The 12,606-nt window shown below is 52.8% G+C and carries 14 protein-coding genes; 8 read left to right on the top strand and 6 right to left on the bottom strand.

Translation table 11 applies throughout. From position 1 onward, the window contains the following. Nucleotides 1–40 precede the first annotated feature (40 nt). From SH302x_RS17190 to SH302x_RS17180, 3 genes are all read right to left on the bottom strand, one after another. Nucleotides 41–388, bottom strand: a complete 348-nt coding sequence (locus tag SH302x_RS17190) for an HU family DNA-binding protein (protein ID WP_479363634.1) — start codon at nt 386–388, stop codon at nt 41–43. A 338-nt stretch (nt 389–726) separates the two neighbouring features. Further along, nucleotides 727–924, bottom strand: a complete 198-nt coding sequence (locus SH302x_RS17185; protein WP_479363632.1) for a hypothetical protein — start codon at nt 922–924, stop codon at nt 727–729. Between the two features lie 287 nt (nt 925–1,211). Continuing rightward, nucleotides 1,212–1,817 (bottom strand): phosphoesterase, encoded by a 606-nt coding sequence (locus SH302x_RS17180; RefSeq protein ID WP_479363630.1) that lies wholly within the window; start codon nt 1,815–1,817, stop codon nt 1,212–1,214. Between the two features lie 185 nt (nt 1,818–2,002). Between SH302x_RS17180 and SH302x_RS17175 the strand changes: the two genes are divergently transcribed. Both SH302x_RS17175 and SH302x_RS17170 read left to right on the top strand, forming a co-directional pair. Beyond that, nucleotides 2,003–2,536: a MerC domain-containing protein gene (locus SH302x_RS17175; protein WP_479363628.1), complete on the top strand. Its 534-nt coding sequence runs from the start codon at nt 2,003–2,005 to the stop codon at nt 2,534–2,536. A 9-nt stretch (nt 2,537–2,545) separates the two neighbouring features. Next, nucleotides 2,546–3,544, top strand: coding sequence for an ATP-grasp domain-containing protein (locus SH302x_RS17170; protein ID WP_479363626.1), 999 nt, complete (start codon nt 2,546–2,548; stop codon nt 3,542–3,544). Between the two features lie 1,780 nt (nt 3,545–5,324). Here SH302x_RS17170 and SH302x_RS17165 read toward each other — a convergent pair. After that, nucleotides 5,325–5,660, bottom strand: a complete 336-nt coding sequence (locus SH302x_RS17165) for a hypothetical protein (protein WP_479363624.1) — start codon at nt 5,658–5,660, stop codon at nt 5,325–5,327. A 177-nt stretch (nt 5,661–5,837) separates the two neighbouring features. Here SH302x_RS17165 and SH302x_RS17160 point away from each other — a divergent pair, with 177 nt between their 5' ends. Both SH302x_RS17160 and SH302x_RS17155 read left to right on the top strand, forming a co-directional pair. Further along, the gene (locus tag SH302x_RS17160; RefSeq protein WP_479363623.1) at nt 5,838–6,284 is read left to right on the top strand and encodes a hypothetical protein; all 447 of its coding nucleotides are present in this window, start codon (nt 5,838–5,840) and stop codon (nt 6,282–6,284) included. A gap of 103 nt (nt 6,285–6,387) precedes the next feature. Next, complete coding sequence (locus tag SH302x_RS17155) at nt 6,388–6,801, top strand: hypothetical protein (protein ID WP_479363622.1); 414 nt, start codon at nt 6,388–6,390, stop codon at nt 6,799–6,801. An 88-nt stretch (nt 6,802–6,889) separates the two neighbouring features. Here the strand turns inward: SH302x_RS17155 and SH302x_RS17150 are convergent, their stop codons facing one another. Further along, nucleotides 6,890–7,171 carry a group II intron maturase-specific domain-containing protein gene (locus SH302x_RS17150; RefSeq protein WP_479369281.1) on the bottom strand — a complete coding sequence of 94 codons (282 nt, stop codon included), beginning with the start codon at nt 7,169–7,171 and terminating at the stop codon, nt 6,890–6,892. 127 nt (nt 7,172–7,298) lie between these two features. On the opposite strand from SH302x_RS17150, the gene tnpA reads away from it, so the two are divergent. From tnpA to tnpC, 3 genes are all read left to right on the top strand, one after another. Next, complete coding sequence (tnpA, locus tag SH302x_RS17145; protein ID WP_479363620.1) at nt 7,299–7,679, top strand: IS66 family insertion sequence element accessory protein TnpA; 381 nt, start codon at nt 7,299–7,301, stop codon at nt 7,677–7,679. A 26-nt stretch (nt 7,680–7,705) separates the two neighbouring features. Beyond that, nucleotides 7,706–8,095: an IS66 family insertion sequence element accessory protein TnpB gene (gene tnpB, locus SH302x_RS17140; RefSeq protein WP_479363297.1), complete on the top strand. Its 390-nt coding sequence runs from the start codon at nt 7,706–7,708 to the stop codon at nt 8,093–8,095. Between the two features lie 72 nt (nt 8,096–8,167). Further along, entirely contained in the window at nt 8,168–9,910 is a 1,743-nt protein-coding gene (tnpC, locus tag SH302x_RS17135; protein WP_479363298.1) for an IS66 family transposase, read from the top strand. Here tnpC and ltrA read toward each other — a convergent pair. Then, on the bottom strand, nt 9,876–10,949 hold the full coding sequence (gene ltrA, locus SH302x_RS17130; protein ID WP_479363618.1) for a group II intron reverse transcriptase/maturase: 1,074 nt from the start codon (nt 10,947–10,949) through the stop codon (nt 9,876–9,878). The two genes, tnpC and ltrA, sit on opposite strands and share 35 nt — an antisense overlap. A gap of 1,114 nt (nt 10,950–12,063) precedes the next feature. On the opposite strand from ltrA, the gene SH302x_RS17125 reads away from it, so the two are divergent. Beyond that, the gene (locus SH302x_RS17125; RefSeq protein ID WP_479363616.1) at nt 12,064–12,552 is read left to right on the top strand and encodes a hypothetical protein; all 489 of its coding nucleotides are present in this window, start codon (nt 12,064–12,066) and stop codon (nt 12,550–12,552) included. The last annotated feature ends 54 nt before the right edge of the window (nt 12,553–12,606 follow it).

Genomic DNA, 12,606 nt, shown 5'->3' with positions numbered 1-12,606 from the left:
ACCCAATGACCGCTTTTCCTGTACCCTTTTGGGCTATCAATCAATCGTCCGAATCCGAATCATCGCCGCTGCCAGCCGATTCGACATCCCATTTCGCAGCCTTCTTTGAATCAATCGCAGCCACTTTTTGCTGCATAATCAATCCAGGTTTGAAGGTCACTACGTACCGCTCAGGCACCTCGACCTCTTGGCCTGATTTCGGATTGCGAGCTTTTCTTGCGGACCGAGTCTTTACTTGAAAGACACCGAAGTTCCGCAGTTCCAGCCGACCTTCCTCAACCAAGGATTCGATAATCGAGTCGAAGGTTTCTTGAACGATTCGCTTAATGTCCTGGGGTGGCAATCCAGTTTGGTGGGCAATGGTGCGAACGATTTCTTTCTTAGTCACCGACAATGCTCCGGTTTGTTTAGGTGGGGCTGATCCAGCCAACCTAAAGTGTTAGTAATCAAGTAGTTAACTAACCAACCTTATGCCTTGCCTGGCAACTAGTCAAGCGTCTTGCCAAAGCCGACCCAACGTTCCAAGCGGCCGAACCGCACCTTTCGGTAAATTCGCTACCACCATTGAACGCCACAACAGGCTCAATATCGTTATCGACCGCAAAATCGGAATACTTTAACGCCCCCTAGAACAGTTACCAATTTCTTTTGATGAGCTAGCGAAACATCTCCAATAGTACGACAGGTGCCTAACCCGACAGGTGCCTGGCACCTATTTTCTATGAATCATAGAGGATTCGTTTGGCCACTTCGGAACTCACGTAGTGCGGCTTGTGCGAGCAATTCAAGCTTGCCTGCTGTAGCATCTTTCTCGATTTGCTCATCCCAACGATCGCCATCAAAACGCAAGAACCACTCGCGAAACTCTGATAGCTCAGCGGGCGGCAACTTCGCGATGGTCTGCTCTAGTTCATGAAGTGTCATTCTTCCTCCTTATTTCCTGCTGTCAATTATAGATCACGGGGTCCCATTCTGCCAGAAGTCAAACTTTGGGCACGACAGGTGCCTGGCACCTATTAACCCCTATTAACCCCTATTAACCCCTATTAACCCCTATTAACCCCTATTAACCCGACAGGTGCCTAACCCGATAGGTGCCTGGCACCTATTTTCTAGGCTGGCACCTATTTTCTAGGCTCGACGTCGGCCTAAAGGGCCGAAGCAATGATTGCCGGTGTGCCGTAGGCCACCGGATTTCGGGCTTGGCACCCTTAACGAAACATCGCTCGCAGGGCTAGCTGCGACCAAGTCTCAAGTCGCTCGAACCCGGCTTGTAAGTCGACCAGCGATACAAACCCCGCTTCGTGAAGATCTTCCTCACGCGGATGAACGTTCGGCGAACCGACAATGATGCGATGGACCACACCCAAATGCACTGTACCTACCGCGTTGGAGTCGTCGTAAATTAATCCAACGATTTCATCTTGAAAACTTTCCGGCATCACCATCTCTTCGTGCAACTCACGCAGCATCCCGGTTCGGTACAAGTCATCTCCCTGGCAATCTTCGATCGCAATGTGGCCGCCAATCCCAATGCTTTGCTTGGCATGCAATCTTGTTTCGGTCTGGCCACTGCCACGCGTGTACCGAAAAACCTGTGGCGACTCGCCGGCCGTTTGCAGCACGACGTAAGGGATCAATTGCTTAAAGTTAGGATCATGCTCGCAATCACGCCGCGCCATAAATGACTGATTGGCTCGGTCCAGTACCGCTGGCAAGTATCTATCGACCGCTGAAGTAAAACCCTCGATGCGTCCAATCTGCTCAATCAGCGCAGCCGGCACTACCAACACCTCTTCGTCGTCCTTAGAACTCATATTCGCGGCCTTCACTTTCTGCAAAGCTAGCAATCTATCCGATTTATGCCGATTTGTCACCGCATGCTCGAGGCTTGTTGAGATCGCCGACGACATTCGCTGCTTGCGTTCAGCGAAACGTCCGAAATGGAACCGAGCGAGACGTCCGACCGCCCAACGTTACTGGGTCATAGCTGAAAGCTGATATGGCAACTGCAAGATCGAATCCCAAACTTGAGCGACGTTCCGACTTGGTCGGCATATCGTGCGCGATTCTGTGTTTGGTCCATTGCTGGTCGCTGCCGATTCTGGTCGCATTGGCTCCGTCGATCAAGCTGCTTGCGTTCTTGGCTGGTCCAACAGCGCATCAGCTTACGTTCGCCGCGGCCCTAGTGGCCGCCTTGTTTGCGATTATGCCTGAGCTTCGACGGCATCGTGATCCGTTTGTCGCTTCCCTGTTGGCACTGGGATTGAGCTGTTTATTCTTGGAAGCGTTTGTGCTGCAGGATTTCTGCTGTGCTGGAACTAGCCCTGCGGCGAGCTCAACAGCGACCGTGCACCAAGCGAGCTTAGCGGGAAGCCTTATCGACTGGCTGCGCAGCTTGCAGGCCGAAGAATCCTTAAGATACTGGGTTAGCCAAGCGCAACCGTGGCTAAGTCCTCTCGGCGGTTGTTGTTTGATTGCCGCTCATGTGGCAAACTTGCGAAATCGTTTGAGTACTCGTAGTGCGTGTTGCTAGGTCGATGGAATGAAAGTTGGCATCTTTGAAACGTTGTGTGCTGGCTATAACGAGGACCCTACCCAGCCGCTGCCGGATCATTTTCTGCTGGAAGGCATGACGATGGTCAAAGCGATCCAAGCTGGCTTGCAGACTAACGCAGGCTGCCACGTTGTCGCACTGGCTAATCATGCGCGGATTCCTGAAGCAGAAAAACATCACTTTGCGTTAGATACATCGCGTTTTGGTGACCAACGCTTTCTGCAAGCGTTGGTCGACTCATTGGATCGCGAAGCATGCGATTGGCTGATCGTGATCGCACCCGAAATCGGCGGCGAGCTGAGCGACTTGGTGCAGCGGCTTCGGGCGCATCGGTTTGTACTGTGGAATTGCACTTCGACTTTCATTGACTTTGCCACCGACAAGTGGGCTGTGGCCAAATTTTGCGAGCAGCATCGACTGCCGCACCCACGGACAAGGTTACTATCGGAACTGCATGGTCCGCAAGATTGGATACCATTCCAAGGGCCAGTGGTAGTGAAATCGCGGGATGGCGCCGGTTGCATGGGGCTGGAGATCCACAAGGACGCACGCGCCGCTTGCCGCAGTGTCTTGAGCAGTGATTTGCACATAGGCCAACCCGATCGTTGGATCGTACAGGACTGGATCGAAGGCCAAGCGGTCAGTCGATCGATAGTTTGTCGAAAGTCGTCCATGTCCATTCTGCCCTGGATGACGCAGGATTTTGAAACGTTGCCGCTGGCGGGCGGCAGGCTTGGGCAGACATTGAGCTATGTTGGCGCGAGTTGTTATTCCGAATTGGATGAAGCTTGTGGTGTTGATGTGATTCGATCGGTACTGGCGCAGTTTCCTGGCCAAGCACTTGGGTGGGTTGGATTTGACTTTGTCATTCCCGCGGATCCGGCGTGCGGCGACGCAGTCTTGATTGAGATAAATCCGCGCTTTACCACTTCGGTTGGTTGTTTCCCTATAGCGGATTTATCTCGCGAGTTATCGGCAATCGCGTAGCACCTGCTGCCTGGATGAAGGCTGTCTTCGTTCGTAGTCCCGGCTTCAGCCGGTCTTCGTTCAGACGCAGCCGCCCGCCCTCTTCACCCTCCCAACTTGGGAGGGTCGGCCGCGAGTACCGCGAGCGTCCGGGGAGGGAGCGTCATATCAACGCCAACGCACCAGATGATCCCGCATCTTCTTCACCCTCCCGATTCGGGAGGGTCGGCCGCGAGTACCACGAGCGTCCGGGGAGGGGGCAGCATATCAACGCCAACGCACCAGATGATCCCGCATCTTCTTCACCCTCCCGATTCGGGAGGGTCGGCCGCGAGTACCGCGAGCGACCGGGGAGGGGGCACCATCTCAACGCCAACGCACCAGATGATCCCGCATCTTCTTCACCCTCCCATTTTGGGAGGGTCGGCCGCGAGTACCGCGAGCGTCCGGGGAGGGAGCGTCATTTCAACGCCAACGCTCCAGATGATCGCGCACCCTCTTCACCCTCCTTCGGGAGGGTCGGCCGCGAGTACCACGAGCGACCGGGGAGGGAGCGTCATTTCAACGCCAACGCACCAGATGATCCCGCATCTTCTTCACCCTCCCATTTTGGGAGGGTCGGCCGCGAGTACCGCGAGCGTCCGGGGAGGGAGCGTCATTTCAACGCCCACTCACCAGATGATCCCGCATCTTCTTCACCCTCCCGATTCGGGAGGGTCGGCCGCGAGTACCGCGAGCGACCGGGGAGGGGGCACCATCTCAACGCCAACGCTCCAGATGATCGCGCACCCTCTTCACCCTCCTTCGGGAGGGTCGGCCGCGAGTTCCACGAGCGTCCGGGGAGGGGGCAGCATATCAACGCCAACGCACCAGATGATCCCGCATCTTCTTCACCCTCCCGATTCGGGAGGGTCGGCCGCGAGTACCGCGAGCGTCCGGGGAGGGAGCAGCATCTCAACGCCAACGCACCAGACGATCCCGCATCTTCTTCACCCTCCCAACTTGGGAGGGTCGGCCGCGAGTACCGCGAGCGACCAGGGAGGGAGCAGCATTTGCACGCGCGATAGCCAGATGTGCCCGCACCCTCTTCGTTTAACCGTCAGCCGTAGGCGTACGCGTTTCTTCTTCACCCTCCCGATTCGGGAGGGTCGGCCGCGAGTACCACGAGCGTCCGGGGAGGGGGCAGCATATCAACGCCAACGCACCAGATGATCTCGCATCTTCTTCACCCTCCCATTTTGGGAGGGTCGGCCGCGAGTACCGCGAGCGTCCGGGGAGGGAGCAGCATATCAACGCCAACGCACCAGACGATCCCGCATCTTCTTCACCCTCTCATCTTGGGAGGGTCGGCCGCGAGTTCCGCGAGCGTCCGGGGAGGGAGCGTCATTTGCACGCGCGATAGCCTGATGATCCCGCACCCTCTTCGTTTAACCGCGTGCCCATCGGGCCGCGTCACCAACCATCACAAACACATAGCGTTGCAAACGCGGTTAATCGCAGTGCTTGGCTTTACTTGTTACCAGCCTACATCCCACGCTCCAGGCAGAACCACGAAAAAAATCCTTAAAAATGCCCCTTCGTGCCGCTTCAAGCTACAACACGGCGGCATTCAGCCTCTGTAAAATAGAAAGCTCGTGCCATGCGTTGCAACCTGTTCGCTTGCCAAGCCACACTCAACACGAAACCGAACCCGCCTGTCCAACACAAACCATCCGTCATACTCGCTCCCTAATAAAAGTATAAGTACACCAGCGGTGTCACCCACGGGAACGAAGTCCGCGCCGTTCGCGATGCCGCTTATCTAAATGAAGATGCAGCGGAAATAACATAAGAGCTTTCGGACTCCCTCGTACAGTTTGGTAACGAAGTAAGTCAGATCCGGGTGCGACGTTTGCAAGACGAAGTTGCGATAAGCTTCGATTGCTTTGACTGCCTGCAACCTCTGCCAAGCTTGAATCTTCTTCTTTAGCAGCGAACGCAGGAACTGAAGGACATGATCGTGGCTAATTGGGATGGTCTGAGCGGGATCCACACCGATAAAGCTTGCATAGCTTTGCAACCATCGCGGAAACCAAATCAAGAGATCGCGGTGAGTATTTTGTTCGCGAAGGGCAGCTTTATAGCGTCCTAAAGACATTCCTCAATACCTCAGTAAACTGATTGACTGTCAAAATTTGCCGCGTTATCATACACTCACATGGGTATAGTGATAATCCCATTAGCGCGATACTGAGTATCGATATTTCCCAGCCAACGTGATTTATCCTATACTTGTGCCTGTGAATTAATATAGTTATGCACAAAACTCACCGACATGGACTTGCAATCTCGGGTCGCACGAATCCTGAACGATCCACGCCTCGCGGATGACGATGGCGACGAGCAACAACTGGTCGCCGAATACGGCAGCGACCACGTCTCCGAAGCCATCTATCTGCTCGCGAACGAATTCGGCTGGCAACAGCTCTACGAATTGCTCGTCGGAATCCTGCTTGATGACAAACAATCCAAACATTGGGAGACAGCCCAAATCGTGTTGTTCTATGCTGCCCGCGATCACAAACACAAAACACGCGAGTTCCCGATGCCTCCTGACTTTACAATCGCGCTGTTGTATCATCGGTTTTCCAATGGCATCGATGATGGTGATCGCATCTGGTCGATCGTCTGCGATCTAAAAGGTGTGAAGCATTGGTCGAACTACGATCCGCTGCAAGATGCTGATGTACTTCGCGAAATGGAGATGTTAAAGTGTGCATAACCAGGCCGTGAACCGGAGCGGCCGATGGCGCCGGTTTTGAAATCAAGATCTCTTGGCGGCCGCCCGGTTACGGCTGTCGTTTCTGCTACTTATCTTAATCAAAATGGGAAAATCACTTCCAACCCTACAAAAGGAACTTGCTAAGCTCGCTGAGCAAATAGCAAGCGAAAACTTCTCGATTACACTCGACTATTCTCCAGAATCAGTCCAGCACGTCGAGAAGATTCTGTCGGCCATCCATAAGCACTACAAGAAATCGAAATCGACCGAAGGATTGAACGGCATAGCGTTGGAATTTGCGGCATATATCGTTACCGTAATTCAACAGAATTTCGATGGCGGAAAGTGGGCACGTAATTGTAAACACATGGGAGACGATTCATTTCCTTTTAAATGGGGAACAGCAAACTTGTACCCGTATGGCTGGTGTCAAAAGAGAATATTTGATGGCCCTGGCGATAATGTATGGACCAAGTTCAAAGTGTACGTACTGGATGCTGCCTCCAACTCCAGCTAAGACTTGCAGAACAATGCGATCGAGATAGGGGCCCGGTTACCCGGGACCCCTCTCACAACACCTAGCATGCGGGTCCGCACTAGGCGTTTCATCTTTTAAGAGCAAGCCTGTTCCAGACTTCTAATAGACTTACCAAGCCGGTTGTTGATAGATAGGCGTTGGTCAAAGTGCTTTGCAGACTTTGACAGCCAGACATGAACCAGGCGCCTCGCGAGCTAGAACCGAATGGAACCGCGTCGTTTCGTTCTAATCCCATTTGCATCAAGTTCCTTATGCGCGCTGACGGCTTCCGCCACTGCTTCCAGTAACATGACCGCAAGCGACGGCGAACCCATTTATCCAGGTCGCTAAAGAAACTCTTGATTGGGATCAGGCAGAAGGTTAAGCGTACATCAGAACCAGTGGGTTTTTAGTCGGCGGGGGCTTGATTTGGAGGGTAGGGTTTGATAACGGCGACCGATGGGGTTGCCGAAACCTCTATGCCAGGAACCTACAGCATGACTCGTGATCTTTCCAAGTCCCAACTCTGGGCTCAACGACTCCTACGTTTTCAGTCGTCGGGTCTTAGCATCGCTCAGTTCTGTCGAAATGAAAACCTTTCGTTCCATGTCTTCAACTATTGGAGAAAGAAGCTTCACTCCAGTCCAACAGCCCTTAATCCTAATCCAACAACTCTTAGCGCAACGTCACCAAGCCAAACGCAATCCGATTCAAGCAACAATACGCTTCACTTCACCATCGAAACACGTGGCATCAAGATCCTTTGCCGCTCTGATTCCTCCAGCGCTGTCGAGACTTTGTTGACATGGGCCGCTCGACAGCATGACTCCGGCGATCATCTAGACGCCGGTTTCCAGCAACTCATTGTTCGCAATTAGCCATCCGCAACTTATTGAGTCCGTCTATGCTCGCTGTCGCCTCAACCACTCGGGTCTACCTCTACATGCAAGCGGTCGACATGAGACGTTCCTACGATGGCCTGCACGCCATCGTCCAAGCCAACTTTCAACGCGATATTCGACTTGGTGATTATTTCATGTTCATCAATCGTCGTCGTGATCGCGTCAAGATACTCTGGTGGGATCGAGATGGGCTCGCCATCTTCATGAAAAGATTAGAAGCTGGTACCATCCAGGTGCCACTTACTTCAAGCCAGTCCAAGAGCCTAGTCATTGATCACGCTCAGCTTTCCATGTTGCTCAGTGGCATCGATGTCTCCAACATCAAGCGTCGAAAACGATTCTCGGTGCAGGCTCATGTTAGCAACAATACTACCTCGTCATCAGGCTTGTAAAATCTCTTTATCAAGTTACTCTTTTTTGAAGATATTGCGGAACCACTTTAGGGCTTCATGCGTTCAATAAGTATGCAAGACGCGACCTCGAATAATCATCCATCTGACAAGCCTCTCTCGGCAATCGAATTGCTGCAGAAAGAGAACGAGCAACTCAAGGCCAAGCTCCAATGGTTCGAGACAGAGTACCGCAAGTTGGCAGCGATGCTTGCCAACATGCACAAGAAAAAAGAGAAGCATATTTCGCCCGGTGCGACTCCTTGGCTCCCCTTCGATTCGCAAGAAGAACTTGAGCAAGCTCGGCAAGAAGCGGAGGCCGAAGCACAAAAGGTTCTGGATGACGCTCAATCCAAAAGCACGCCCAAAGCCAAGAAGAAACGCAATGAATCGCTCCCGTCGCACCTTCCTGAAGTGAAGGAACTTCGCGATGTTCCAGAGCAAGATCGCATCTGTCCAGAGCATGGTCCCATGGCGATGATCGGTGTCGATAGGACCGAAACCTTGGTTTATGAACCAGCCAAGCTTTATAAGCGAGTGATCGAGAACCCCAAGTATGGCTGCCCATGTTGCAAAGAGCATGGAATCGTTTCTGCCGAGCGACCAACCGGATTGGTTGAGGGTAACAAATACGATTCGAGTATCGGTGCGGTGGTGGTCGCTCAGAAGCTTGACTTGCATCTTCCGCTGTATCGTCAGACGGATGTCTTTGCCAGCAGTGGTTGGACGCCCAGTCGTTCGACATTGCAGAATCTGATGGTGCAAGTGGACTTTGCGTTGCTTGGGTTCTTCATGTTCATGGCCAGGCGTGTGCAGAAGGACTCCGCAGTCGGACTGGATGAAAGCAGTTGTCGAATGCTGATGCCAGAGGAGGAGCCGAAGGTTAAACCCGGTGACCTGAAGACGCAGCGGTTGATCGAGAAGATGCGTGAAGCGAAAGGCAAGGGTGAAGATAGCTTGATAGGGAAGATGTGGGCTTATCGGGGTCTAGATCAAGCGCCCTATAACATCTTTGACTTTCGGATATCGCGTCACCGGGATGGCCCGGATGAATTCTTTCGAGAGAGTCGCTGTATTATTCAAGGTGATTGTTTCTCAGGAAATGAAGCCGTGGTGCTTGATAACCGCGATCGCTTGCAGTTCGCGGCTTGTTGGGCGCATGCGCGTCGTAAGGTTTACGAGGTGTCCAAGGAGAATCCGTATCGGCAAAAGCTGTTGGATATGCTGCAGGGGCTTTACGATGTGAACGCGCGCGAGCAGGGGATGAATGCGGAATCACGAGTGGAGCATCGTCAGCGTTATGCGGTACCGTTGTTGGAGGCGATGAAGAAGTACATTGATAGTTTGGATGAAGGGCAATTGTTTCCCAAGTCGGACATGGCAGGAGCGTTGGGATATATCCGTAACCACTGGGATGCTCTGACGATCTACACGGCGCATGGCCAGATTCCGATCGACAACAATCGCGTAGAGCAGTTGATGCGTCAGGTGGCATTGGGACGGAAGAACTGGTTGTTTGTTGGCAACGTGGAATCTGGCGAGCGGGTGGCTAGGTTGATGAGCATTGTGAGCAGTGCCAAACGTCACCACTTGGATGTCTGGCAGTACTTGAAGGACATTTTGGATCGCGTACTAGCAGGCGAGACTCAATACGAGAAACTTTTGCCGGACGTATGGAAGCAGGAGCATCCCGAAGCGATTCGCGAGTACCGGGCAGAGGAAAGCCGCTATAAATCAGACCGCAAGCAGATAACACGAGCCCGCAGAATCATCTCCGCCAAGCTCAAGCGACAGCAAACCCAGGGCCAATCCAACTAACCCCAACAACTGGTTGTGGTGGACGCTTACGGCAGAAGTAACCGGTCCAGCCCCGAAGATAGTAACCTAACCATTTCAAGCGATCTGACATCGAGACGCTCCACGTTCGACGTGTTAACTCTCGAATTCGCTCTTTGAATTTGATCACATTCTTGGGGCTCACTCGCAACTGTCCGCCGTAACCGCTGAACTGGTATCCGAGGAATTCCAATCCATCTGTTTTGCAAACACGGCTCTTGTCTTGGTTCACCACCAGCTTGAGCTTGCAAGTTAAGTATCGCTGCACCGAAACGAAGACGCGCTGGGCCGCTCGCTGAGTCTTGGTGAAGATCAGAAAGTCGTCCGCATACCGTACAAAGCGCAGCCCGCGGCTTTCTAGCTCCTTGTCAAAATCGTCTAACAAGATGTTCGCCAGTAAGGGTGAAAGCGGGCCGCCTTGCATCGTGCCTTCATGCGATGGTTGCCACGAGGTATCGACCATGACGCCTGCTCGCAAATATCTTCCGATCAGACGTAGTAAGCGTTTGTCCTTCACTTTGCGTGCGACTCTTGCAAGCAGCACGTCGTGTTGAACGCGATCGAAGAATTTGGACAAGTCCATGTCGACACATTGTCGGTATCCAGATCGGATATGAGCTTGGACTTGTTTAATGGCTCCATGAGCAGAGCGTCTTGGCCGAAAGCCAAAACTCGATTCACTGAAGTGTGGATCGAAGATTGGCGTGAGAACTTGGAGGATGGCTTGCTGAATCAATCGGTCCATGACATTGGGAATGCCAAGGTGACGCTGGCTGCCATCGCTTTTGGGGATAGACTTTCGCCGCGCTGGTTGCGGGGCGTAGGTGCCATCGAGTAACTGTTGACGGATCGTAGGCCACTGAGTTCGAAAGCTTGTGAGGAATTCGTTCAGTGTGATTCCATCGGGACCTGGAGCCCCTTTGTTCGCCTTGACTTTGCGCCACGCCTGTAGGACGTTTCGCTCGTCAACAATTTGTTCCATTAGATCGTTTGTGAATAAGTTTAAGGCTGTCTTCTTCATGATCGCCGCTTCCGATTGATCTCGGGACTGAGATTCAGGCAGTGCACGGAGCTTTGTAGTGCCGCTTCCCGTGGGGACAGTCGACTAGCTTGTATGTGTTGCTTGCGTAGTGAGATCATGAATGGTTCTTCCTTACTAAAAGATGTTTGGCCCTTCTGATTTCTATTGGTGTTAGAAGCTTCATACTACGGCCGCTGCTGACTTCTGCTGATGTGCGAGCAAAGTCGCCTTTGCAACGCCCTGAGTTTCGGTCGCAAGGACCTACGTTTTCAGGCAGGGACATCGGCAGATCTCCCCAAATAAGAGCGTGAATTATCCCTGCACAAGCTCCGCATCTACCAATCCTCCGTTTCCGATTTGCCTTCGCGTTCTCAAGCACGCTCGGCTAGAGCGACCGGCCTCTATGCGGTTTCTGTACGTAGCCTCGCAGGTCTTGGCGAGAAACCATCCGAGTGGGGTAGGTGACGCACTGATGGCGGTCGACAGACTCGGCGCTTACCCATGGTTTCGCAGGCTTCCTTCCCACGCCCAGTCGCCCGGGTCGCAGTTGCCTTCGCCTCGTGTCTGTTTCTTACGAGCTATTCATTTGGTATACTGACTCCTGTAAGAATATCGGAACTAAACACAGGGGACTAAGAACTCTCGCGAGTTCCGCACCCCACAAACTCACGCCCATGTTGGGCGTACATGCACCGGAGTGGCGGTGGTCAGCGTTTCCTGAAATCAATGTCTACTCCCGCCACCCGGTGATGGCGGTCGTTATCGCGTCATCAGACCCGCGGCAAGAATGCATCCAACGTTAATTGTATCGTAACGACATGCCATCACCGCGAAAAAAGAAACAAGCCGTCCACAACGGATGGAGCATTGAATTCCGACGCAATGTTCACATGAATTGCCACTCCCTCACCGCATCAAAGCACAACCTTGAACTGCAAATTCCTTGCGAAGACACCCCTGATGGTTACGTTGGCATTTGGCCGTATGATCTGAAGATCTCCGAATCCGAGTACGTTGATCTTCTCATTGCGCTTCGTTCGTGGACAAAGACCATTCAAACCGAATATCGACTATACTTAACTCGTGACGCGTACGAGTCTGGTCCCAACGGACTGTGAAACGGACAAACAGTCGCGATAACAATGCCGTGCACACGGAGCCGCCGATCGCGCGGCTTGCCAATGGAGAACGTTTCTCCGGCGGCCCGGTGACGGCCGCCGTTCGTCAGGAGATCCACACGTTGTTACATTCGCCCTACGAGCAGCCGAAAGCGGAAGATGAGAAAAATAGTCGCCTCAATATAAGTTCGTGCGTATGGACAGTAGCGTGCATTCTGGCATGGCCCTTCTTTGTTGCGATCGGATGGCTTGCTGGCGATTCGAACAAGCTCATTTACCTCAATTCAATGTGGAACGGACCTTTTCCTATCACCAGATCGCCAGGCTTCGTGCTTATCGTTTTTACCTTATTTCCATTTATTTTCGGTATAATTCTAATTCCAAACTCTAAAACACGTAAACTTGGATTTGCAATATCGTCGGGCTCCTCTGTACTCGCCGGAGCACTTTCTTTCTTACTTGCCTTTGCGATCAACGCAATTTGAAACGTGCTGCCCCATATAGAAGATAGAAATCCCGACGAACAAGGCGATCGAGAT

The organism is Njordella calcicola, assembly GCF_056494125.1.
The sequence above is the reverse complement of the archived record's forward strand: the minus strand, read 5'-3'. Positions and strand labels throughout refer to the sequence as shown.